The 23,857-nt window shown below is 40.7% G+C and carries 20 protein-coding genes; 18 read left to right on the forward strand and 2 right to left on the reverse strand.

Annotated elements, in window-relative coordinates:
* Positions 1 to 6: 6 nt before the first annotated feature.
* The 16 genes from F973_RS05455 (at position 7) to F973_RS05530 (ending at position 19,138) form a co-directional block, all read left to right on the forward strand.
* Entirely contained in the window at positions 7 to 1,065 is a 1,059-nt protein-coding gene (locus F973_RS05455) for a pilus assembly protein PilM (protein WP_004678784.1), read from the forward strand.
* Positions 1,065 to 1,688: a PilN domain-containing protein gene (locus tag F973_RS05460; RefSeq protein WP_004683413.1), complete on the forward strand. Its 624-nt coding sequence runs from the start codon at positions 1,065 to 1,067 to the stop codon at positions 1,686 to 1,688. Before F973_RS05455 ends, F973_RS05460 begins: the two co-directional genes overlap by 1 nt.
* A complete protein-coding gene (locus tag F973_RS05465) occupies positions 1,685 to 2,413 on the forward strand; it encodes a type IV pilus inner membrane component PilO (protein WP_004760521.1) in 729 nt (242 codons plus the stop codon). The genes F973_RS05460 and F973_RS05465 overlap by 4 nt, the downstream gene beginning before the upstream one ends.
* Positions 2,413 to 2,940, forward strand: a complete 528-nt coding sequence (locus F973_RS05470) for a pilus assembly protein PilP (protein WP_004760522.1) — start codon at positions 2,413 to 2,415, stop codon at positions 2,938 to 2,940. The genes F973_RS05465 and F973_RS05470 overlap by 1 nt, the downstream gene beginning before the upstream one ends.
* Positions 2,941 to 3,000: 60 nt before the next feature.
* The gene (gene pilQ / locus F973_RS05475; RefSeq protein ID WP_171062319.1) at positions 3,001 to 5,130 is read left to right on the forward strand and encodes a type IV pilus secretin PilQ; all 2,130 of its coding nucleotides are present in this window, start codon (positions 3,001 to 3,003) and stop codon (positions 5,128 to 5,130) included.
* Between the two features lie 19 nt (positions 5,131 to 5,149).
* A complete protein-coding gene (aroK, locus tag F973_RS05480) occupies positions 5,150 to 5,710 on the forward strand; it encodes a shikimate kinase AroK (protein ID WP_004678779.1) in 561 nt (186 codons plus the stop codon).
* A gap of 21 nt (positions 5,711 to 5,731) precedes the next feature.
* Positions 5,732 to 6,814, forward strand: coding sequence for a 3-dehydroquinate synthase (gene aroB / locus F973_RS05485; RefSeq protein WP_004760524.1), 1,083 nt, complete (start codon positions 5,732 to 5,734; stop codon positions 6,812 to 6,814).
* Positions 6,815 to 6,833: 19 nt separating this feature from the next.
* Positions 6,834 to 7,712 carry a hypothetical protein gene (locus F973_RS05490; RefSeq protein ID WP_004760526.1) on the forward strand — a complete coding sequence of 293 codons (879 nt, stop codon included), beginning with the start codon at positions 6,834 to 6,836 and terminating at the stop codon, positions 7,710 to 7,712.
* A gap of 466 nt (positions 7,713 to 8,178) precedes the next feature.
* Complete coding sequence (gene gltB / locus F973_RS05495; protein ID WP_171062308.1) at positions 8,179 to 12,657, forward strand: glutamate synthase large subunit; 4,479 nt, start codon at positions 8,179 to 8,181, stop codon at positions 12,655 to 12,657.
* Between the two features lie 71 nt (positions 12,658 to 12,728).
* Positions 12,729 to 14,150, forward strand: coding sequence for an FAD-dependent oxidoreductase (locus F973_RS05500; protein WP_004760530.1), 1,422 nt, complete (start codon positions 12,729 to 12,731; stop codon positions 14,148 to 14,150).
* Between the two features lie 356 nt (positions 14,151 to 14,506).
* The gene (locus tag F973_RS05505) at positions 14,507 to 15,097 is read left to right on the forward strand and encodes a LemA family protein (RefSeq protein WP_004678771.1); all 591 of its coding nucleotides are present in this window, start codon (positions 14,507 to 14,509) and stop codon (positions 15,095 to 15,097) included.
* Between the two features lie 33 nt (positions 15,098 to 15,130).
* The gene (locus F973_RS05510) at positions 15,131 to 16,180 is read left to right on the forward strand and encodes a TPM domain-containing protein (protein WP_004760531.1); all 1,050 of its coding nucleotides are present in this window, start codon (positions 15,131 to 15,133) and stop codon (positions 16,178 to 16,180) included.
* Entirely contained in the window at positions 16,174 to 16,734 is a 561-nt protein-coding gene (locus F973_RS05515; protein WP_004760532.1) for a TPM domain-containing protein, read from the forward strand. The genes F973_RS05510 and F973_RS05515 overlap by 7 nt, the downstream gene beginning before the upstream one ends.
* 58 nt (positions 16,735 to 16,792) lie before the next feature.
* On the forward strand, positions 16,793 to 17,842 hold the full coding sequence (locus F973_RS05520; RefSeq protein ID WP_004678766.1) for an AAA family ATPase: 1,050 nt from the start codon (positions 16,793 to 16,795) through the stop codon (positions 17,840 to 17,842).
* A 3-nt stretch (positions 17,843 to 17,845) separates the two neighbouring features.
* On the forward strand, positions 17,846 to 18,343 hold the full coding sequence (locus F973_RS05525) for a hypothetical protein (RefSeq protein WP_004760533.1): 498 nt from the start codon (positions 17,846 to 17,848) through the stop codon (positions 18,341 to 18,343).
* Positions 18,344 to 18,736: 393 nt separating this feature from the next.
* Positions 18,737 to 19,138 carry a pilin gene (locus F973_RS05530; RefSeq protein ID WP_416201894.1) on the forward strand — a complete coding sequence of 134 codons (402 nt, stop codon included), beginning with the start codon at positions 18,737 to 18,739 and terminating at the stop codon, positions 19,136 to 19,138.
* 76 nt (positions 19,139 to 19,214) lie between these two features.
* Here the strand turns inward: F973_RS05530 and F973_RS05535 are convergent, their stop codons facing one another.
* Both F973_RS05535 and F973_RS05540 read right to left on the reverse strand, forming a co-directional pair.
* Positions 19,215 to 19,628 (reverse strand): pilin, encoded by a 414-nt coding sequence (locus F973_RS05535; RefSeq protein ID WP_004760535.1) that lies wholly within the window; start codon positions 19,626 to 19,628, stop codon positions 19,215 to 19,217.
* A gap of 157 nt (positions 19,629 to 19,785) precedes the next feature.
* Positions 19,786 to 21,204, reverse strand: a complete 1,419-nt coding sequence (locus tag F973_RS05540; protein WP_004760536.1) for an O-antigen ligase family protein — start codon at positions 21,202 to 21,204, stop codon at positions 19,786 to 19,788.
* Between the two features lie 137 nt (positions 21,205 to 21,341).
* On the opposite strand from F973_RS05540, the gene tfpZ reads away from it, so the two are divergent.
* Together tfpZ and F973_RS05550 are read left to right on the forward strand one after the other, a co-directional pair.
* Complete coding sequence (gene tfpZ, locus F973_RS05545; protein WP_004760538.1) at positions 21,342 to 22,076, forward strand: TfpX/TfpZ family type IV pilin accessory protein; 735 nt, start codon at positions 21,342 to 21,344, stop codon at positions 22,074 to 22,076.
* A gap of 77 nt (positions 22,077 to 22,153) precedes the next feature.
* Positions 22,154 to 23,794: a PglL family O-oligosaccharyltransferase gene (locus tag F973_RS05550; RefSeq protein WP_004760540.1), complete on the forward strand. Its 1,641-nt coding sequence runs from the start codon at positions 22,154 to 22,156 to the stop codon at positions 23,792 to 23,794.
* Positions 23,795 to 23,857: the final 63 nt, after the last annotated feature.

Raw genomic sequence — 23,857 nt, forward strand, 5'->3', positions numbered from 1 at the left:
AGAACTGTGCTCAGGTTATATCGTAAACCAAGTAAGGGGTTAGTAGGGGTCGATATTAGTTCGACAACTGTTAAGTTATTAGAGCTCTCTGTAAAGAACGGTAGATATTGGGTTGAAAGTTATGCCGTGATGCCACTGCCTGAAAATAGTGTGGTGGAAAAAAGCATTCTCAATCCAGAAGCAGTGGCTGACGCACTTGAAAGAGTCGTTAACCTTGCGAACCCTCACACTACTCATGTGGCAATTGCGGTGCCTACCTCAATGGTGATTCATAAAATCATTGAAATGGATGCTGATATGTCGGATGAGGAGCGCGAAGTTCAAATCCGTATGGACGCTGAGCAATATATTCCGTTCCCTTTAGATGAAGTCAGCCTTGATTTTGAGGTTCTGCCCGACCGTCTGGCAAACCCTAACCGAGTTAATGTGCTTTTGGTGGCAACACGAACTGAAAATGTGGATACCCGTGTTGAAGTTTTAGAGCTTGCTGGTCTAGTCGCTAAAGTGGCCGATGTCGAAAGCTATGCTATGGAACGTGCTTTTAGCGTATTTGCCGATACATTGCCAATGGGCGCAAATACCGTTGGTATCTTGGATATTGGTCATACCATGACGACCTTGTCTGTTATGCAGAAAGGCAAGATTATTTATACTCGTGAACAAGTGTTTGGTGGTCGACAATTAACTCAGGATGTTCAGAGTCGCTACGGTTTGTCTTTCGAAGAGGCAGGCCGTGCGAAAAAAGAAAGAACATTGCCAGATGACTATGACACTGAAGTGCTGGAACCATTCCTTGATGCAGTAGTTCAACAGGCCGCTCGTTCACTTCAATTCTTTTTCTCTTCTTCTCAATTCAATGAAATTGATCATATTTTGCTTGCTGGCGGGAATGCGAATATCCCAGGTCTGGCAAAATTACTACAACAAAAACTAGGTTATCGCGTCACGATTGCCAACCCGTTTTTACAAATGGGCTTTTCTCCCCAGATTGACATTAAAAAAATTGAAAATGATGCTTCCTCATTAATGGTGGCATGTGGTCTAGCATTGAGGAGTTTTGATTAATGGCAAAGATTAACCTACTCCCTTGGCGTGATGAGCTAAGAGAACAACGAAAGAAAAAATTTGTTGCATTTTGTGTTGGGGTTGCTGCATTAGGGGTCGCATCAGTCTTTTCTGGTTGGGTGTATTTTGATCAGAAGCTGGATGATCAGGAACAGGCCAACCAATTGATTGTCAGTACCAACCAAAATCTGGATGCCCAGTTAAAATCACTAGACGGTCTGCAAGAGCGCCGTAATGCAATTATCGAGCGTATGAAGCTGATTCAGGGATTGCAGGGGCAACGTCCAATTACCGTGCGTCTGGTTGATGAACTGGTACGTGTGACACCGCCAACCATGTATCTTACTAAATTTACCCGTACAGGGGATAAGTTCACCATTGAAGGAAAGGCGGAAAGTCCAAATACAGTGGCTGAACTGTTGCGTAATCTTGAGGCATCACCTTGGTATCGCAATGCCTTTATGAATTCATTTCTGGCAGCTGAAGAGAAAAAAGATAAAACAGCAGCATCTCTTGTGCCACGTGTTGAAGAAAACTATGGAAGCTTTGTTGTAACCGTGGATTTAGGGGAAATAGGGACAACTGCGGAAGCTGATCCAGCAGCATCAGGAGTGGCGCAATGAACTTAGAGAAGTCAGATGATTTAAATCAAGAGACGGTGGCTATAAAGAAAAAGAAGATGACTGTAGAGCAGTTCTTCCAACAATTTAATACGTTGGATATGAATAATTACGGCAGTTGGCCCCTATCTGTTAAGATTACTTGCTGGATTTTTATCTTCTTGGCTGTACTGGCACTTGGTTATTTTGTGGTCATTAAGTCACAGTTAGAAGCCATTGCAAATGCACAGGCAAAAGAACAAAGTCTATTAAATGAATTTAAGGAAAAAGACTCAAAATTACGTAATCTGCAACAATATCAAACACAATTACAAGAAATGGAAGCAAACTTTAATCAGCAATTAGAACAGTTACCTAAAGAGACTGAAATTCCAAGTCTGGTTGAAGACATTAACTTAACTGGTGTGAACTCTGGCTTGAAGTTTAAAAATATTCGTCTGGAAAATGAAGTTAAGCAAGAGTTTTTCATTGAGCAGCCCATTAGTATTGAAGCTACGGGGGATTATCATGCTTTTGGTGCATTTGCGACAGGTATTGCCGCCCTGCCACGTATTGTGACCCTGCATGATTTTACGGTTGAAGCAAAACAAGATACTGAGAAAAAATCTGATATTCCAGTCATTAATTATACGGTAAAAGCAAAAACTTATCGCTATGTCGGTGCGGATGAGCAAGCAGATGCCAATCCATCTACAAGTACTCCACCTGCACAAGGGGGGCAACATTAATGAATAATTATAAAATTTTCCTGGGATTGATATTCGCTGTTGGATTGATCGGATGTGATTCCCGTATTGATGCAGTCAATCAACAGATGGCAGAAATTCGCAATCAGCCACCTTTACCGATTGAACCTGCACCTATATTTATACCTGTACCATTATTTAACTATGCAGCACATCAGTTAAAAAGCCCGTTTATGCCAAGTTCTCTGGCTGCTGAACTTAAGATTATGGCAGGTAAGCGTGTTTATCCTAATTTTAATCGTCAGCCACAGCCATTAGAGAGTTATGCTTTGGAATCGCTGAATATGAAAGGCAGTATGCGCGGTAAATCCAATAATACAATTGCCTTAATCCAAACGCCTGATGGACAGATTGAGCGTGTTCAGGTAGGTAGTTATCTGGGTATGAATCAGGGACGTATTATTAAAATTAGTCCAACTCAGATTGATTTGGTGGAGATTGTGCCAGATGGGCGAGAGGGTTATGTGGAAAGGCCTAGAACACTCGTTTTAATTGGACCAGCACAGTAGATTAAGGGAATAACAATGAAAAAACAGTTTAAAGATTCTTTATTTGGGGAAGCGAAGACCATGAATCATGCATTCCGTCAGTTTTCTATGGGTGCTGTTGCTATTGCAATCATGCAGGTTGCATCAGCACAAGTGAGTATGACCAATATTGTGCCAATGAATTTGGCCGATCAGGGTACAGAAATTCGTGTCATGTTTAATGGTTTGCCGCCTCAGCCACAGGCCTATCAGCTTGAGCAACCTTCCCGTTTGATCCTTGATTTTGATAAGGCACAACAAAGTTTAAAACAGACCTCGATACCAGTTTCAACCAGCGAGGCAAGTTCCATTGAGGTTGCTGCGGATGATCAACGTTCCCGTGTGATTGTGAATTTAAAAGATGCGGGTGCTTTTACTACACGTATAGAAGGGAATACTTTTGTCCTCAAAATTAATTCAGTTCGACCATCGGCAACGAATACGCCTGCGGTAGCACGTCAGCCTCAACAAGGCGTATCTAATATTGGATTTCAACGAGGCAAGGATGGCGAGGGCTTGGTTGTCATTGACCTTTTGGGAGGTAATACCCCTGTTGATGTGCAGCAACAAGGCAGTAAAATTGTTGTGCGTACAATGGGCAATAAAATTCCAGCTCACTTGGCACGTCGTTTAAATACCAATGACTTTGCTACCCCTGTTGCCAGTGTGGATGCTTATAATGATAAAGGTAATGGTGTTATTACCATTCAGTCTGCAGGCAGTTATGAGTATATGGCTTACCAAGCAGAAAATAAATTAACGATTAGTTTAAAACGTCCAGAGGATAAATCTCCAGCAAAAGCAAAATCACAAATCTATACAGGTAATAAGATTTCTTTAGATTTCCAAGATATTGAAGTACGCCGTGTATTGCAGCTCCTTGCAGACTTTACTGGTATCAATATGGTAGCGGCTGATACTGTACAAGGTAATATTACTCTGCGTTTAAAAGATGTACCTTGGGACCAAGCTTTAGATATCGTACTGAAAACTAAAAATTTGGATAAACGTCGTAATGGAAATGTGATCTGGATTGCACCTGTTTCTGAGTTAATTAAGGCAGAAGAAGAAGAAGCCAAAGCGATTGCACAAAGTGTTAAATTGGCACCTCTTCAAACTGAATATATTCGCTTGAGCTATGCAAAAGCGGCTGATATTGAAAAACTGATTACGCAAGGTAAAAATAGTAGCAATAACAACAATTCATCAGGTATGGCGAATAATGATACTTTGGTAGATGGTCTGTTAAGTCCACGTGGTACAGTATCAACTGATCCGCGTACCAATACTGTCATTATCAATGATACTTCGCAGAAAATTGATCAAATTCGTAAAATGGTCGATTTGCTTGATGTCTCCATCAAACAAGTGATGGTAGAGGCTCGTATTGTGCGTGCAAGTACCGATTTTAGTAAAGAGATGGGGGTGAAGTGGGGCATCTTGTCACAAGGGATCACCCGAAATAATGACTTGCTAGTAGGTGGTAGTGATACTACCTTATGGAACTTACGTAAGCCTGAAAAGAATTCCGAAACAGGTGGTTATAAATATGAAATTGAACGTCCACAAAACTTAAATGTGGATTTAGGTGTCACTAGTCAAGGTGCGAGCCGTATTGCCTTTGGTTTAATTAGCTTGTCTGACTTTATGCTGGATTTGGAACTCTCTGCATTACAAGCAGATGGTTATGGTGAAGTGATTTCTACGCCTAAAGTCCTCACTGCAGATAAGCAAAAAGCAAGTGTGCAATCTGGTGTTGAAGTTCCTTACCAGTCTGCTGAAGGTGGTGGCGCAAATGCTGTATCTAAAACTGAGTTCAAAGAAATTGTATTAAAATTAGATGTAACACCAAGTATTACCCCTGATGGCAAAGTGCAGATGCAACTCGATATTAAAAACGACAGTATTGCGGGGGTAACTCAGCAAGGAGAGTTCTACTTAAATAAAAATATGCTCAATACTAATGTTTTGGTGGATAATGGAGAAACGGTGGTATTGGGTGGTATTTTTGAAGAAGAAAATGTAAACAAACAAACCAAAGTACCTTTCCTTGGGGATTTACCATATGTGGGTAAATTATTCCGTCGTGATTCGAAAACTGAAAATAAACGTGAACTACTTATTTTTGTGACCCCGAGAATTGTTAATGACACCTTGACCAGAAATCATTAATATATTTTCAATAGTTGCAATGAATATAGGTGGCGCGTTGCCAAGCAAAGCGTTTGAAACCCTGCCAAATATTTATTTGGTGGGGCCAATGGGGGCGGGAAAAACAACAGTTGGCCGACATTTAGCCGAGTTATTAGGGCGAGACTTTCTTGACAGTGATCATGAAATTGAGCGGAAAACTGGTGCGACCATTCCCTGGATTTTTGAGAAAGAAGGGGAAGCTGGATTTCGACTACGTGAAACCAATGTCTTGAATGAATTAACGGCTCGCTCCGCACTGGTTTTAGCTACGGGTGGTGGAGCGGTTACTCAATCTGCGAATCGAGAGTTTCTTAAACAACGTGGTATTGTTGTCTATCTTTATACACCTGTAGAACTTCAGCTACAGCGAACCTATCGTGATAAAAACCGTCCATTATTACAAGTCGAAAATCCAGAACAAAAACTACGAGAGTTATTGACTGCGCGTGATCCTTTATATCGTGAAGTTGCACATCATATTATTGAGACAAATCAGGGTGCTGCACGTGATTTAGCACAACGGATTCTCCAAATTATTTTATCGCGTTCCGTCAAGTGATTCTTTTAGTGGTTTAATTATATGCAAACATTATATGTTGAGTTAGGTGAGCGTCGTTATCCGATTTTTATTGGCAGTCATTTAGATCCTGAAAAATTACTTAAACCTTACCTGCATGGTCGACAAGTGATGCTGGTTTCAAATACAACAGTGTCGCCTCTATATATGCAGCATTATGTGGACGCATTGAGTGCTCTGGATAAACAGGTTGCACAATGTATATTGCCTGATGGTGAGCAATATAAAGATATTCAGCATCTAAACCTGATTTTTGATGGATTGCTTGAAGCTGGCTTTAACCGAGATTGCACCGTATTGGCTTTGGGTGGTGGTGTGATTGGAGATATGGCTGGTTTTGCATCGGCCTGTTTCCAGCGTGGGGTAAATTTCGTTCAGGTACCGACCACCTTATTGTCCCAGGTGGATTCCAGTGTAGGCGGTAAGACAGGAATTAATCATCCACTTGGCAAGAATATGTTGGGCGCTTTTCAACAGCCTCAAGTCGTATTGGCAGATATGGCCCAATTGGATACTTTGCCTGACCGTGAACTGTCTGCAGGTTTAGCTGAGGTGATTAAGTATGCCTTGCTGGGTGATGTGGATTTTCTGGTCTGGTTGGAGCAGAACATGGATGCATTGGTAGGACGTGATGCCAACCTGCTGGCGGAGGCGGTATATCGTTCATGCGCCCATAAAGCCAGGATTGTCGCCAATGATGAAAAAGAACAGGGTGAGCGGGCACTATTAAATCTGGGTCATACCTTTGGTCATGCGATTGAGTCCTATCTAGGCTATGGAACCTGGTTGCATGGTGAGGCCGTTGCAACAGGTATGGTGATGGCGGCAGATTTGTCCCATCGCCTGGGCTGGATTTCAGCTGAAGATGTGCAGCGTACAAAAAAAATCATTCAACGTGCCAATTTGCCGATATCATGTCCGAAAATTCCATTAGATGAGTTTCTGGCTTATATGTCACATGATAAAAAAGTCTTAAATGGTCAGTTGCGCCTGGTTTTACTTAAGAAATTGGGGCAGGCTGTCATCACCAAGGACTTTGATATTGAGCTCATGAAGCAATCCATTCTTGCGAATCAATCTGCATAATTAAACATTTGGGAAAAGCATGGCTGTGTCACGATCAATCTGGCAAAATATTCAACAGTACAGTTGGCTGGTTTTTGCGCTGGTTTGTTTAATTGCCGCATTGGTTTTTTGGGCGATTACAGATAATAAAGCGTTGGTAGAGGTTGAGCAGCCAGCTAAAACTGAAGCGCAGGTGCAGATTCAGCCAGAGAAAGTTGCTGCGACCGCCCATTTGGGAGCCTTTTCTGATGAGGTAAAACCATTGGACTTAACCACACGGGTGGTGGTGTCTAATGAGCATGCGCCTGAATTTCGTGGCACAAAGTTTATCAAGGAAAATCAGCGTCAATGGACCATGGAAATTTTCCGTAGTTCAGATGAGGCGATTGTGAAAAACTTCCTGTTAAACCGTGCTGATCGGAAAAAGTTTATCTATTTCCGTTTAAGTGGTCAGGATCAGGCTGAGCAGTATGTTTTGGCTTATGGGGTCTTCTCAAATTCAGAAGAAGCAAACCGCCAGTTTTCACAGTTGAATCTGGTTTTACCCGAATCCATTCAACCCAAAGCACAGCAGTTATCGGCCTACGCCGATTTTGTAAATGATTTGGGTTCTGATGAGTTAAAATCTGCTGCAAACCAATTATATGCAATTCAATTAAAACCAGTAGCCCTTCCAAAAGTTGATGAAACTCTGCTGATTGGTGCCAACACATTACAAAAAACAGTGTTGGCTGGGGGGGAGCGGACATTAAGCGACCCAACGACAACCGTGAAAACGACAGTGATACAACGTGATGCGCAGGGGAATGTTGTAAATGTAAAACAGAGTCAGTCTGCAGCTCAACCTATTTCCAGTTCTGAAAAATTAAAAGAAAATTCAGATTCCGAGAGAAGAGAGGTCAGTGATCCATTCAACTAATTTTGCACCAATATGAAACAATATTGATTCTTTTTATGGCACTGTGATTTTTTTTGGTGCAATTTCATTTCTTGGTGTTTAGGGCTTAGTTTCTATAATTTAAAGTTATTTTAATTTTTTTAATGATTTAGTAAATTTTTATTTTTTTGGCATATTTTTTGCTTTCTTATGATGCTAATTTGTCTACTCATTACCCTTTTTTGTGCGAAAAGATTCATTAATTGAGTGAAATAGAAAGTTTTTTATACTTTACAAGTATTTGTTAAAGTGTAATAACTGAAAACACTTTATATAGTGAAATACGCTGATTCTTGCATAAGAAAGACGTATATTTGCAAATCCGCCAGTGAAAATGTTTTTTTGCGAAGCATTGAACTTTAAATGAGTTAATCGACAATATCGCAGAAAATGAATTGATTGTTTGTTGCTCGAAAGAGCCATGTTGAAAGAAGGGTACGCTATGCACATGCCATCGCCTAATACTGTAGCTCCCGCTCAAGGTCTATATCAGCCTGATGAGTTTAAGGATAACTGTGGTTTTGGTCTGATTGCCCATATGAAGGGTGAATCAAGCCATCATCTGGTCGAAACCGCGATTCACAGTTTAAGTTGCATGACGCACCGTGGTGGTATTGCCGCAGATGGTAAAACGGGAGATGGGTGCGGATTGTTATTAGCAATGCCAAAACAATTTTTCCGTGAAGAAGCTCAGAAGCTAGGCAGTAATCTAACTGAGATTTTTGCTGCGGGTACAGTATTTCTGAATATTGACCCTGCTTTAGCTCAAAATGCAAAGAACATTTTAGATAAAGAAATTGCAGCAGAAGGTTTAACGGTTGCGGCATGGCGTGTTGTACCCACAAATAATGATGCTCTAGGTGAGATTGCTCTGCAATCATTGCCTGCATTTGAACAAATTCTTGTGAATTGCCCAATGGGCTTAACTGAGGTTGAGTTTAACCGTAAACTTTTCCTGGCACGCCGCCGTGCTGAACAACAATTACAAAATGATCCTTTGTTCTATGTCACCACTTTGGCGACCACAGTCATCAGCTATAAAGGCTTGATGATGCCAGCAGCGATTGCTGACTTCTATACCGACTTGGCTGATGAGCGCTTAAAATCACATATCGTGGTATTCCATCAGCGTTTCTCGACCAATACTTTGCCACGCTGGCCATTGGCACAACCATTCCGTTACCTTGCCCATAATGGTGAAATTAATACCATTACAGCAAACCGTAACTGGGCTTTGGCACGTACGCCTAAATTTGAAAACCCATTATTGCCAGGTTTAACTGAGCTTAATCCGATCGTAAACCGTACTGGTTCGGATTCATCAAGCCTAGACAATATGCTTGAAATTCTTGTGGGTGGCGGAATGGACTTATTCCGTGCGCTACGTATGTTGGTTCCACCAGCATGGCAGAATGTTGAAACTTTAGATGCTGATCTACGTGCATTCTATGAATTCAACTCTAAGCACATGGAAGCTTGGGATGGTCCAGCAGGTTTGGTGATTCAAGATGGTCGTCATGCGATCTGTATGCTAGACCGTAATGGCTTGCGTCCAGCGCGTTGGGTCATCACTAAAAATGACTACATCACTTTGGCATCTGAAATCGGCGTGTGGGGTTATGAGCCAGAAGATGTGGTGTCTAAAGGTCGTGTTGGTCCTGGTCAAATCCTAGTGGTTGATACATTGACTGGCAAAGTGCTAGATACCAAAGATGTCAGCAATCATCTTAAGAACATGCGTCCATACCGTGAATGGTTGCGTGATCATGCGATTCGCTTACAGGCCAATCCCCAGCTTGAAGAACAACTTTTGGATCAAGGCCTTACAGGGGATAAGTTAAAAGCAGCACAAAAAATGTTTATGGTAACATTTGAAGAGCGCGATCAACTGTTACGTCCTATCGCAGAAAGCGGTCAGGAAGCTGTCGGCTCAATGGGTGATGATACCCCAATGGCAGTATTGTCTCGTCAAGTGCGCCATGTTTCTGACTATTTCCGTCAGCAGTTTGCTCAGGTCACCAACCCGCCAATCGATCCATTACGTGAATCGATTGTGATGTCATTGGAAACTTGTTTAGGTCGTGAACAGAACGTGTTCGAGCAAGGTCCAGAGCATGCCGACCGCATCATTATTTCCAGTCCTGTATTGTCTAATTCAAAAATGCAGCAGCTTCGCGATGTTGAAAAAGAGCGCGAAGGCTATGGCGTTGTTGATATTGACCTGAACTATGCTGAAGCTGAAGGCTTACAAGCAGCGATTGCCCGTATTTGTGAAGAAACTGCGCAAGCGGTTCGTGATGGCAAAACGCTGATTGTATTAACAGATAAGAACTTCCGTGAAGGTTTCTTGCCTGCAAACTCTGCATTGGCAACAGGTGCGGTACATCATCACTTAATCAAAACGGGTTTGCGTACTGATGCGAACATTTTGGTTGAAACAGGTTTTGCCCGTGATCCGCACCAATTTGCAGTATTACTTGGCTTTGGTGCGACAGCAGTTTATCCCTACTTGGCATACGATGTGATCAATGACCTAGTTGCCAAAGGTGAGTTATTGGGTGACCCAATCCATGCACAAGCGAATTTCCGTAAAGGCATTGAGAAAGGCTTATTGAAAGTACTTTCTAAAATGGGGATCTCAACAGTTGCCTCTTATCGTGGTGGTCAGTTGTTCGAAGCGGTCGGTTTGTCATCTGAAGTGGTTGATAAATGTTTCCTTGGCGTGCCAAGCCGTATCCAAGGGGCTACTTTTGCTGACCTGGAAAATGACCAGAAAAAATTGGCAAGCACAGCTTGGTCAAATCGTAAACCAATTGATCAGGGTGGTTTGCTCAAATTCGTATTCGGTAAAGAGTATCATGCGTTCAACCCTGATGTGATTAACTCATTGCATAAGGCGGTTCGTTCAGGTCAATATCAAGACTTTAAAGAATACGCTGAGCTAGTAAACAACCGTCCAGTTGCTACGATTCGTGACTTATTCAAGTTAAAAACAACCGATTCGATTGCGATTGATCAAGTTGAAACGATTGAAGAGATTCTACCTCGTTTTGACTCTGCGGGCATGTCTTTGGGTGCATTATCTCCAGAAGCACATGAAGCAATTGCAATTGCGATGAATACGATTGGTGGTCGTTCGAACTCTGGTGAGGGCGGTGAAGATCCTGCACGTTACGGCACGATTCGTAACTCAAAAATCAAGCAGATTGCATCGGGTCGTTTTGGTGTAACACCAGCGTACTTAACTTCTGCTGAAGTTTTGCAGATTAAAGTGGCACAAGGTGCAAAACCAGGTGAGGGTGGTCAGTTACCAGGTGGTAAAGTGAATGGCTTAATTGCACGTTTACGTTACTCGGTGCCAGGTGTGACTTTGATTTCACCACCGCCACATCATGACATTTACTCAATTGAAGATTTGTCTCAGTTGATCTTTGACTTGAAGCAAGTCAATCCTCAAGCAATGGTTTCAGTAAAACTAGTATCTGAACCAGGTGTAGGAACAATTGCGGCAGGTGTGGCAAAAGCTTATGCTGACTTCATTACCATTTCTGGTTATGACGGTGGTACAGCAGCATCACCACTTTCATCGATTCACCATGCGGGTTCACCATGGGAATTAGGTTTAAGTGAAGCGCATCAAGCACTTCGTGTAAATGATTTGCGTGGTAAGGTTCGTGTACAAACTGATGGTGGTCTGAAAACTGGTTTAGACGTGATTAAGGCAGCTATTTTAGGTGCGGAAAGCTTTGGTTTCGGTTCTACACCAATGATCGCCTTAGGTTGTAAATATCTTCGTATTTGCCACTTGAATAACTGTGCAACTGGTGTTGCAACTCAGCAAGATCATTTACGTCAAGAACACTATATTGGCGAACCAGAAATGTTGATTAACTTCTTCAAGTTTATTGCTGAAGAAACACGTGAATGGTTGGCTGCTCTAGGTGTGGCATCACTCAAAGATTTGATTGGTCGCGTTGATTTGCTTGAAGTTTTACCAGGAGAAACTGAAAAGCATGCGCATCTTGATCTTAGTGCTTTATTGACTTCACATCCATCTGCTGAAGGTAAAGCTCAGTATTGCCAAGTTCAAGGTAATGCGCCATTTGATAAAGGTGTATTGGCTGAGAAAATGGTTGCTGAAATGCTACCAGCTATTGAAGCAGGTACAGGCGGTTCATTTAATTTCACTGTGGGTAACTGTGACCGTTCGATTGGTGCACGTATTTCAGGTGAAATTGCTCGTCGTTACGGCAACTTGGGTATGGAAAACAGCCCAGTGGTGATGAATCTTGTTGGTACAGCGGGTCAGTCACTTGGTGTTTGGAACGCTGGTGGTCTGCATATCAAACTTGAAGGTGATGCAAACGATTACGTGGGTAAAGGCATGGCGGGTGGTCGTGTGTCGATCTTCCCACCAAAAGGTTCGCCATTCCAAACGCAAAATACTGCAATCATCGGTAACACTTGTTTGTATGGTGCGACTGGCGGTAAGTTATTTGCTGCGGGTACTGCGGGTGAGCGTTTCGCTGTTCGTAACTCAGGTGCTTTTGCGGTAATTGAAGGTGCTGGCGATCACTGCTGTGAATATATGACAGGTGGTGTGGTAACTGTCTTAGGTAAAGTTGGTCATAACTTCGGTGCGGGTATGACAGGCGGTTTCGCTTATGTACTTGACCTTGATAATGATTTTGTAGACTACTACAACCATGAGCTGATTGACCTCAATCGTATCTCTACCGAGTCGATGGAAGATCACAAAGAAAATCTACTGCGTATCCTTGATGAACATATCAAAGAAACAGGTAGTGCTTGGGCATATAAAATCCGTAATGAGTTCGACTTCTATAGTCGTAAGTTCTGGCTTGTAAAACCAAAAGCTGCTAATTTGCAAACGCTTTTGAAAACAACCCAAGCTGATCCACAATAATTCCACGACTGCAAAGACATAGGCAGGTGCAGAGATGAGAGACATCGCTGCGCCTACCCACGGAGAGAGACATGGCAGAACGCCTCAATAATGACTTTCAATTTCTGGATGTACCACGTCAAGATCCAGAGAAAAAAGATATTACTGTCCGCAAAGCAGAGTTTGTGGAAATTTATAAACCTTTTACAGCGGAAGTGGCTGCAAACCAGGCTCACCGCTGTTTAGGGTGTGGTAACCCGTATTGTGAATGGAAATGCCCAGTACATAACTACATTCCAAACTGGTTAAAGCTGATTGCAGAAGGTCAAATTTTCCAAGCGGCTGAACTTTGTCATCAAACCAATACCTTGCCAGAAGTTTGTGGTCGTGTATGTCCACAAGACCGTTTGTGTGAAGGTGCTTGTACTTTAAATGACGGCTTTGGTGCAGTAACGATTGGTAATGCTGAAAAATATATCAATGATACAGCGTTCGCTTTAGGCTGGCGCCCAGATATGTCTGGCGTTAAATGGACCAATAAAAAAGTTGCCATCATTGGTGCGGGTCCAGCAGGTTTAGGCTGTGCTGATATTCTTGCCCGTGGCGGTGTGAAACCAGTGGTATTCGATAAACGCCCTGAAATTGGTGGTTTACTTACATTTGGTATTCCAGAATTTAAAATGGAAAAAGACGTAATGAAACGTCGTCGTGAAATCTTCACGGGGATGGGTATCGAATTCCGCTTAAATACTGAAATTGGTGTTGATGTCACGATTGAACAACTCCTTGCTGAATACGATGCCGTATTTATGGGGATGGGAACTTATACCTACATGAAAGGTGGTTTCCCTGGTGAAGATCTTGATGGTGTTTACGATGCATTAGATTTCTTAATTGCGAATGTAAATCGTTGCCAAGGCTGGGAAAAAGATCCAAGTGAATACATCAGTGTAGATGGCAAAAAGGTGATTGTTCTGGGTGGTGGTGATACTGCGATGGACTGTAACCGTACTTCATTACGCCAAGGTGCACATGACGTGACCTGTGCTTACCGTCGTGACGAAACCAACATGCCGGGTTCTGCGCGCGAAGTGAAAAATGCCTATGAAGAGGGCGTGAAATTCCTGTTCAACCGTCAGCCAATTGAGGTTGTTGGTGAAAATGGTAAGGTGACTGGTGTTAAAGTGGTGACTACACAAATGGGTGAGCCTGATAGCCGTGGTCGTCGTAGCCCTGAGCCAATTCCTGGTTCTGAAGAGGTTTTACCAGCTGATGCAGTATTGCTTGCTTTCGGTTTCCGTCCAAGTCCAGCGGACTGGTTTGGTTCAGCCAATGTAAGTTTAGATGGTTCAGGTCGTGTGATTGCGGCAGAACAGCAAGAATTTAAATTCCAGACCTCTAATCCAAAAATCTTCGCAGGTGGAGATATGGTGCGTGGTTCTGATCTTGTGGTAACTGCTATCTGGGAAGGTCGCCAAGCAGCAGAAGGTATTTTAGATTACTTAGGTGTCTAATTCATCTTTTTGGTTTGATTGCGATAAAGCCTGCTTATGCAGGCTTTATCTTTTTGGTAGTTTTGGCAAACCTTATAAGCTTTTTCGCCTTGTCCCTGATCATTTTTCAGCATGATAATCGAAAACCAATCAGGAAATTGTGTAGGCAATAAAAATGGCTCTTGTAAATGTAAATTCAGAGAAAATTATTTAAATCGCCTCAAGGCATTGGGGATTACCGTACGACGGTTACAGTTCTCCGATGATTCTATGCAATGATATAAAGATTCCAACAAATAAATGTTACACAGCGAACAAAAAATCACATTACAATGAATTATTGAAAAATATAAACAAAAACCTGAGGATAAATTTTTATGAAAGTGATCAAACAAACTGCGCTCGCAACTGTATTGGCAAGCACCTTATTGTTCACAGGCTGTGGCTATAACACCTTGCAGGTGAAAGATGAGGCGGTCAATGCTTCCTGGTCTGAAGTACAAAACCAGTATCAACGCCGTGCTGACCTTGTGCCTAATCTTGTCAATGTAGTGAAAGGCTATGCCAAACATGAAGAGCAAGTCCTTACAGAGGTGACGCAAGCTCGTTCGAATGTTGCGGGTTTAAAAGTAGATAAAGAAGTTTTAGAAGACCCAGCGCTATTTGAAAAATATCAACAAGCACAAAGTCAATTGACAAGTGCATTATCTCGTTTGATTGCTGTTTCTGAAAATTATCCAGATTTAAAAGCCAATGAACAATTCCGTGATTTACAAGCACAATTGGAAGGTACAGAAAATCGAATCGCGGTTGCTCGTAACCGTTATATTACGACAGTGCAAGATTACAATTCATATGTGCGTCAGTTCCCACAAGCAATGACAGCAAAAGTGATTGGGATGAAAACCAAGGAAAACTTTAAGGCAGACTCATCTGCACAACAGGCGCCAACAGTTTCATTTAATTAATCATTGAAATTGTTTTCGGCTTAGGAGGGGCGTATGTTGATCAAGTTAAAGCAAAAATTAAAATATGTTTTAACCATCATTTTTGCAATGCTTTGTTTTCAATATACAACCTGGGCTGAGACCGCCACTGCGACAGATCAAGGTGATCTAGTGGTTGCTGGAAAAATTATTCAGCAACAGCAGCAACAAAATAAGTCATCGACAACCACAGAACAGCCTCCCGTACTAGCTACAGTTGCCAATGATATGGCGGATGGGGAATCTATACGTGGTTTACCCACTTTAAACCAACCTGTGATTGATCAAGCTAAGATATTGAACGAGGCTGAAATACAGCAACTCAATCAAAAAATTCTAACGCTTTATCAACAGGGTAAAGCTCAAATTGGTGTCATTATTGTACCCACCACAGGTCAGGAAGCGATTTTCGATTTTGCTTTAAGGACAGGTGAAAAATGGCAATTAGGTTCTGCTAAACGTGATAATGGTTTGTTAATGGCGATTGCGATCAACGATCGTAAAATCCAGATATTGACAGGTTATGGCTTGGAGGGTGTATTACCTGATGTAGTACTCAGCCGTATTATTCGTGATCAAATTACACCTTATTTTAAACAAGGTCAGTATGCTCAAGGAATTTCAGCTGGGTTGGATGAAATTAGCCGTATCGTTAATCTTGATCCAGAGATCGCTCAGCAATCTGCTCAAGAGCTCAAAGAGCGACATGAGCAGGCAATTCAAGCACAACAAGCCAAAGATAATACGCTTACGATGGCGCTATTTATTTTAATTGCGGGTGTCATAGGATCGTTCATTGTGGGTAAACGATTAAGTGCATCTACTGCGGCTGTCGCAGCAACGGTTGCGGGACTGGTTAATGGTGCTGGTCTGATGATGAGTCTATTGCTTGGTGTGGGAATTTTCTTTCTATTGATTACTTCATTGGCACAGCTTATTTTTCAAGCCTTTTTGTCAGGTGGTGGACGAGGGGGCAGAGGTGGAGGCTTTGGCGGTGGCAGCGGCGGTGGTTATAGTGGCGGTGGCGGCAGTTTTGGCGGGGGAGGAGCATCGGGCTCATGGTAACAAAAACAGATACAACACAGATTATTACCCAGCCTAAACTGGATGAGCATGTTCAACCAAGTTTAAAACGCTGGTTTAAACACTTCCTTTATATATCTTCCACGCATCGTTATTTCAATAAGCAAGATAGAATGCAGATCGCCAACGCTGTGCAACAGGCTGAAAAAGGTCATGTCGGTGAAATTCAGGTAGTGATAGAGGGGCATATTCCTTGTTCACAGGCTTATCATCAAAATACCAGATTACGTGCTCAGCAGCTATTTGCCGAATTAGGGGTATGGGATACTGAATTGAATAGTGGAGTTTTGCTTTACTTAAACCTTTGTGAGCGCAAAGTTGAGATTGTGATTGACCGCGGTTTAAAAAATGCCACACAAACTGAGACGTGGAATAAAATTTGCCAAAATATCGTTGTTACCTTGGCTCAAAAAGAATATGTGCGAGCTGTGACTGAGGGGGTGAATGAAATTGGTCTAGTACTGGATCAATACTATGTAGAAACAGATTTACATGATCAAAATGAACTGCCGAATGAACCTATTATTTTAAATTAAATGCTTATGTTAAAGTATAGAAAAATCCACTATCCCCCTATATTTGAGTAGGTTGAGCATGTTAAAGCACCTAACAGTCAGAAATTTAACGGTATTTCCTGAGGCAAACTTTGATTTTGCACGGGGTTTGAATATTATTATTGGGGAAAATGGTTGTGGAAAGTCGCATTTACTTAAAAGTATGTATGCAGTACTTGCAACAGGTTACCAAAGCAAACAGCATTTAAATGAACGTCCAACACAGGTATTTTTGCAAAAAAGTTATGCCGATAAATTATTGACAGTATTACGTCCTGAAACTTTAGGGCGATTGGCTCGACGTAAACAAGGCGCAGAGCGTTGCGAACTGAGCTTTAATTTTGATAATAAAAGCCTGGATACAAGTTTTGTATTTTCAACACGCAGTAAATCTGAAGTACAGATGGAGAAAGCACCTGAGCAATGGTTAGTAAAGCCCCCTGTCTTTATTCCTACACGTGAGTTGCTTACTTTATGCCCTTGGTTCATTTCCCTATATGAGCATACCTATGTTGAATTTGAAGAAACATGGCGAGATACCTGTTCATTACTAAATGCGCCTACGGTTAAAGGAGCAAGAGAAAAACGCATTGCTGAGTTATTAAAGCCACTTGAAGAGGCCATGGGTGGCAAGGTATTTGTAGACAGTAAAAGCGGACGATTCTATCTAAGTATTGTGGGTGAGGGAAATTTGGAAATGCCCTTAATTGCAGAAGGACTACGTAAACTGGCAATGTTAGCACGTCTCATCAGTACAGGCACTTTACTTGAACAGGGCTATTTATTTTGGGATGAACCTGAAACCAATTTAAACCCCAAATTAATTAAATTGATTGCCAAGGTTTTACTACATTTATGTCAAAACGGCATTCAGATATTTATGGCAACTCATTCTTTATTTTTATTAAGGGAAATTGAAATTTTGAGCATAGAAAAGCAATTTGCCCCGATTCCTAAAAAATATTTTGCTTTACGTCCCACTGATCAAGGTGTTTATCTTGAACAAGGTGAAAGCATAGATGCCTTGCAAACACTGACATTATTAGATGAGGAACTCACTCAATCTGATCGTTTTATGCAAGTAGGCTAGTCGATGAAAAATAAAATTATAGAGGGGCAGCTCACCTTTTCTTTTACTGAACCGAATGCGACCAAGTATGATGAATGGTCATTTTATCGCAATCAGTTCAATGCGGTATGTGGTGGTACAAAAGCGGTTGATTTGCTGTATTTAGAACAGCAAAACTTTTGGTTGATTGAAATCAAGGACTATCGGCAACATACACGTACTAAAACGATTGATTTAGCCGATGAGATTGCTTTAAAAGTCCGAGATACATTGGCAGGGTTGGTTGCTGCTCAAGTCAATGCCAATGAGCAAATTGAACGGGATTTTGCGAAAAAGGCACTTAAAAAGAAAAGAATTCGAGTTGTATTGCATTTAGAGCAGCCTATACATACTTCGAGACTGTTTCCCCGAGCAATCAATCCTGCTGATGTCAAACTTAAATTGAGACAAAAAGTCAGGGCAATAGATACTCATCCATTGGTGGTTGATCAGAAAAATAAGATGCTATGGTCAGTAACTTAACTGATCGTTTTTAATGTTAGTATAGGTTAACCCTTGTTATTTGGGCATGTATGAGATTTTACATTCTCTATTCCGATAAACGGCTAATAAAAATTTTGGACTTTTTTAAGCTTTTTTATGTGATTTGTTTCGCTCATTTTTACAACAATTCGAAAATAATCAAGATTAGCATTCTTAAGCTTGAAAGATAAAAAGCGAAAGATGACATTTTTTGTCAATTTATTTCCTTGTGTGTCATTATTGCTTTATATGTGAGCAATCAAAAAATTGTTTAAGTCTCTGTTTTTTTGAGTTAAAATTGGCTAAGCTAAGGATTGGCATAGAACATGCTAAATACAAAGTAGCTCGAAAGGCTTATAAAAATTTATACATTGGAGAAATGTTATGAAATCAATGCAAAAGGGTTTTACACTCATCGAACTCATGATCGTTGTAGCGATCATTGGTATTTTGGCTGCAATTGCGATTCCTGCATATCAGGATTATATTGCAAAATCACAAGCTGCTGCTGGTTTAGCTGAAATTTCTCCGGGTAAAACACAATTTGAAGTGTTAATGAATGAAGGGAAACAAGCTACTATCGGTACAAGTGCAGCTGCAATCGGTTTGGCTTCAAGTGATCGTTGTACAGTTTCGGTTGCTTCAAATGCCGACGGTTCAGGTAGTATTACATGTGCCCTTAAGGGTTCTCCGAAAGTGAATACATCTAATATTGTTTTAAATCGTTCTACTGAAGGTGTATGGTCTTGTTCAAGTACATTAGCTGCTAAATATAAACCAGGTTCTTGCTCATAATAGCTGAGTTTAGTACTAAAAAACGCATCTTTCATAGATGCGTTTTTTATTTATATTTTTCAAATAGAAGATAAAATCAAGAACAGCCATTTGGTCGGTATTTAGCAGCAATACCTGTCGTACCACAGTTATAAACTCCATCACTAGAGCGGCTGATATAAATCTCCGCCCCTGTACTGAGTCCGACCGTATTCTTTAAAGTACATACAATGGCTTTGGCTGCCGTACCTGTATTGTCAGGATTATTTGCACTTATAGAGCAAATCGATGTTTCATTGTTTAAGCTAATGTCCGCAGGAGAGAGGATAGTTGAATATTGATGATTGACAAAAATCTCATAAGAAGATTTTCCCGAAGAAATTTCATGAAAAGCTGCCGTAATACGACTTTTTAAAACATAATCTTGATAAGCAGGAAGTGCAATCGCAGCCAAAATACCGATGATTGCTACAACAATCATCAATTCAATAAGGGTAAAACCTTTTTGCATGGCAAACTCCATACTATTTTGTCATAATAAATGTTTAAGCAAAATTTATGCCAAATATAATTTATTATTAAACATATACTTATGGCTGTAGTGGGATTTTTTCCTGCAAAAAAAGATAAAAAATGACAAAAAATGCCAATCCTATCACAATATTGTCTTAGTATTCTGTAGGTGCTTTGCCCATTTTCTCGATGTCATAAGGAATAAGGTGCGAGGCGCGCCCAGCATCCCAAAAGCGAGGTGCGCCATGCCAGTCTGCACTCATACAGTCCTTACAGAACAAATCTTTATAGTGCACACTGAGCAAGGCAATACTGATGACAACAATAAGTATTTTAATCGATGGGCTGATTGTTTTATAGTGATAAGTCGTTTGTGCTGTAGGTAGCTGTGCCATCGCCCAAGCCAAAGGGAATAATGCCAAAATTTGACTTACAGGATAAACCAAAACACCTGAAAACAGAGCATTAACCGCAAGCGCAACGACCGCCGCCAAAATAAATGGCGATATATTGCATCTATATTTAAATACAGTATAAACCAGAGGACAAAGTAATAGAAAAACTAAAACACCTGCTAGTCCCCATTCGCTGAACCATTGAATCAAGATATTATGTGGATGTGCGGAGATATAATCTGGTGGATAAAGGGAGAAATGATTACCACCAATCCCCCAAATGGGTTGTTCTGACCAAAGCTTGATAGCTTTTTCCCATAATTCTGTCCGCCCAGATGTTCCAGAGCGTATCAACTTTGAGCCGCTTGCTATTTGATATTTTTTAAACAAGAAAAAAATGGTACTAGCAGCGATTATTGTGCCAAATGGTAAAATCAATTTTTTCCATGAAACACAGCGAAATATTATAATAAAAGCAAGCCCAATACTTAAAGCAAATAATGCAGCCCTTGCGCCATGAAATAGAAAAGACAATAAATAAATCGTTGAAACAATAAAAACAAGACTATGGATAGTCCAAGATTTCCACTTATTTTGTTCTGGACAAACAGCTAACCATGCCGGGCGTGCCCACAGTAATAACAAACATGGTAATAGAGCATCGTCTAACATACGGATATTAGTAAAAGACTGTGTCCATGTGCCAGGGCGACCATGCCATATATCAAATAAAGCAATAGGCAAAAAAATCAAGCTCAGCATAGGAAGTACAGCTAACCATGCCGCGATTTGTGCTGCCCAATCAGGATGCTTTTTTAATATAATTGCTTGAGCATATACAGTCACGGCTAATAAAAAATAAAATGTAGTATCTGCAAGTGCCCGCTGTGAATATTGAGCAAAATAACAACTCACTGCTATAAGTATAACAATAATAAATAAAGTATTTTTTAGCCAAAAACTGGTCTTGCTGTTAAACAAGTCAAGGACATTATTTTTAGAAAAAATTAAAAATGCACTAAAGCTAAGTAAGATAAAAATCTCATAGATTCGCCAAGCATCATAAGGTGCCTGTACCCAATAAGCACTTAAGCTTGAAAAAGCAATAAATGAAAAAATAGGTAAACTTACTAGTAAAAAGAGCTCAATATAGTCTGTTGCTGTTAGTTTATTTTGCATTGTAGAGGCTAAAAATGTAAAACTGACAAGATAACAGAAATTTAACTTTTCTTATAGATAAGAGTAATTGGAAGTGAATTTGTAAAAATAAGTTTGTGTTATGATCGCGACTAAATAGTGTATTTTAGAGATAAAGTATGTCCAAACGCCTCAAATTTTTTCTTAGTCATTTCGCTATCTCTTGCATTATTGCATTAGCTGTAATGCTGCTTGTCTTTTTTGTCTGGTATCCCTCACCGCTAGCCACTGCCGTCGGGGTGACGCATATTTTTTTAATGTTACTAGCGATTGATGTCATTATTGGACCTGTGCTTGGATTTATTGTCTATAAAGAAGGCAAAAAGACCTTAAAAATGGATTTGAGTATTATTATCACCTTGCAGCTGTGCGCATTAGTTTATGGCATATACAGTATTGAACAGGGGAGACCAGTATGGATTGCTTATTATGTAAATGGATTTGAATTGATTCGCAAAAATGAAATGCTTGAGGATGGTATTCAAAAAGCATTACCCCCATATCAGCATCCTTCATGGTTTCAACCTCAGTATGTAGGGGTGGAGTTTGCTAAAGATTCTAAAACTCGTAATGATGATATGTTTACAGAGGTGATGAGTGGGATTTCGTTAGCACAAAAACCAGAACGTTATGTACCGTTGGATAAAGTAAAAAAACAGATTCAACAACATGCACAAAATTTGGATGCGTTAAACCAGTTTAACGATAAAGCTTCGGTGGAAAAGACATTATCTAAGTATCCCCAAGCAACTGCGTTTATTCCTTTAAAAGCCAATGCCGTTGACATGACCGTTCTCATAAACAAAGAAAAAGGTGAAGTTGTAAAGATTGTTGATTTGAGACCTTGGAATTAACAGAAACACCAAGCTATAAAACCAGTTTTATTGAGCTTCAATGTATAATGCAGTGAAGCTCTTTTTTATATTTAACTATGCAAATTTTGTGTCTATTACTTGCAGCGCTGCTGCTTAGTTTTGCCTGGCTATCGCCATTTCACACCTATCCCTGGGTGACATTTTCCAGCGAGTTGGCGACTTTCGCTGCTGTACTAGCATTACTTACACTCTTTCTCAATCGAAATATTCAAATTCCCAAGCTGCAACTTTATATATTGCCAGTTGTTATTGTTCCATTATTGCAGTGGAGCTTTGGTTTAGTATTTGATTTTAGTATTGCCTTATTGAGTACAGTATATCTACTGGGTTTCTGGTTCATGGTAGTGATGGGGTATAACCTATCATTACAAACAGATGCTCGTGAACAGTTGATGCAAAGGACCTGTTGGCTATTACTTATTATCGCGAGTGTTACCAGTCTGATGGCGATGGTGCAATGGTTGGGGCTTGAATCAAGTTTATATGGCATTATGCAGCTTAAAGGCAATCGTCCCTATGCCAATTTTGGTCAGCCTAACAATATGGCGACTTTTTTAGTGATGGGGTTAATGGGCGCTTTATATTTATATGAAAAACATAAAGCTTCTGTATGGTTGCTTGCTTCTGCAAGTTTAGTCATCCTGTTTGCTATCGCATTGAGCCAGTCTAGAACTTCATGGGTAGTGTGTTTATTTATTTTCATCTATTGGATTTACAAACAGTTTAAGCAAACTCCACGTTTGAATATTTTAAAATTATCGTTATGGTGTTGCACTTTTTTCGTCATTGCAGCGTGGGGGGTGCCTGCCTTTACCCATGCAATTGAAAGTTCTACAGGAACGGCGGTCATTGAGGCTGATAGCATTGTAGAGCGAGCAAGTTCGGGCTATCTGCGTTTCGAAATCTGGACTCAAATGCTTTTGGCATTAAAAGAACAGCCGTGGTTTGGTTATGGCTGGAATCAAACCAGTGTTGCGCAGATGACGGTTTTCCCCCTGCATCCGTCACATGAATGGGTCACCAGTGGGCACAATGTGTTACTGGATATTCTCGTCTGGAATGGCATTCCTTTAGGATTTTTGATTATTGTGTATATGGCTGTATGGTTGTTGTGGCTCAATAAAAATACCAAAGACACCACTTCAATTATCGCGATGCTGATGGTGAGTGCTATCCTGATCCATGCAATGCTTGAATTTCCACAGCGTTATGCCTATTTCCTATTACCCATGGGCTTTCTGTTGGGATTGATTCAGGCCCAAACGCCTAACCTAAAAGGGATCACGCTTCATAAAAATGTGATTCGTGGTTGCTGGGTGATTTCGCTGGTTTTGCTATTCATGATCTGGAGGGACTATAAAGTTTATCAGGAAAACAGCCAATTGCTATTCAAGGGACAGCAACCTAGAGCAGAAATTATGGGGAGTTCACGTATTTTATTACTTAGCCAATTCCAGCAACGTCTGGTTTGGATTGCACTAAAACCAACCGTGTCTATGTCAGATCAGGATTTAATGCAGTGGAGTGATATGGTTAAGAACAAGGCAACACCTTATAACCTGAAAAAATATGCCCAGTTATTGGTTTACAACCAGAAAATGGCTGAAGCAGAGCAGCAACTTTTTATATTGCAACAATTGTATGGAGAGAATATAAGGTTGGCTGATATTGTTGAATTAAATCATAGTTTAAAATAACAGCCTCTACCTAAGTTTAGTTTTAGGCTGAAAGCAAAGATTATTTCGGCTTCAGCCTGAAAC

Source organism: Acinetobacter sp. CIP 102129 (genome assembly GCF_000368305.1).
GTDB classification, from domain to species: Bacteria; Pseudomonadota; Gammaproteobacteria; order Pseudomonadales; family Moraxellaceae; genus Acinetobacter; species Acinetobacter parvus.

Coding starts and splice junctions, on each gene's coding strand:
- F973_RS05525 (WP_004760533.1), top strand. CDS start 17,846: ATGAAAAATAAAATTATAGAGGGGCAGCTCACCTTTTCTTTTACTGAA.
- F973_RS05510 (WP_004760531.1), top strand. CDS start 15,131: ATGTTGATCAAGTTAAAGCAAAAATTAAAATATGTTTTAACCATCATT.
- F973_RS05460 (WP_004683413.1), top strand. CDS start 1,065: ATGGCAAAGATTAACCTACTCCCTTGGCGTGATGAGCTAAGAGAACAA.
- F973_RS05470 (WP_004760522.1), top strand. CDS start 2,413: ATGAATAATTATAAAATTTTCCTGGGATTGATATTCGCTGTTGGATTG.
- F973_RS05530 (WP_416201894.1), top strand. CDS start 18,737: ATGCAAAAGGGTTTTACACTCATCGAACTCATGATCGTTGTAGCGATC.
- aroB (WP_004760524.1), top strand. CDS start 5,732: ATGCAAACATTATATGTTGAGTTAGGTGAGCGTCGTTATCCGATTTTT.
- aroK (WP_004678779.1), top strand. CDS start 5,150: ATGAATATAGGTGGCGCGTTGCCAAGCAAAGCGTTTGAAACCCTGCCA.
- F973_RS05535 (WP_004760535.1), bottom strand. CDS start 19,628: ATGCAAAAAGGTTTTACCCTTATTGAATTGATGATTGTTGTAGCAATC.
- F973_RS05490 (WP_004760526.1), top strand. CDS start 6,834: ATGGCTGTGTCACGATCAATCTGGCAAAATATTCAACAGTACAGTTGG.
- tfpZ (WP_004760538.1), top strand. CDS start 21,342: ATGTCCAAACGCCTCAAATTTTTTCTTAGTCATTTCGCTATCTCTTGC.
- F973_RS05550 (WP_004760540.1), top strand. CDS start 22,154: ATGCAAATTTTGTGTCTATTACTTGCAGCGCTGCTGCTTAGTTTTGCC.
- F973_RS05505 (WP_004678771.1), top strand. CDS start 14,507: ATGAAAGTGATCAAACAAACTGCGCTCGCAACTGTATTGGCAAGCACC.
- F973_RS05520 (WP_004678766.1), top strand. CDS start 16,793: ATGTTAAAGCACCTAACAGTCAGAAATTTAACGGTATTTCCTGAGGCA.
- F973_RS05465 (WP_004760521.1), top strand. CDS start 1,685: ATGAACTTAGAGAAGTCAGATGATTTAAATCAAGAGACGGTGGCTATA.
- gltB (WP_171062308.1), top strand. CDS start 8,179: ATGCCATCGCCTAATACTGTAGCTCCCGCTCAAGGTCTATATCAGCCT.
- F973_RS05540 (WP_004760536.1), bottom strand. CDS start 21,204: ATGCAAAATAAACTAACAGCAACAGACTATATTGAGCTCTTTTTACTA.
- F973_RS05500 (WP_004760530.1), top strand. CDS start 12,729: ATGGCAGAACGCCTCAATAATGACTTTCAATTTCTGGATGTACCACGT.
- F973_RS05515 (WP_004760532.1), top strand. CDS start 16,174: ATGGTAACAAAAACAGATACAACACAGATTATTACCCAGCCTAAACTG.
- pilQ (WP_171062319.1), top strand. CDS start 3,001: ATGAATCATGCATTCCGTCAGTTTTCTATGGGTGCTGTTGCTATTGCA.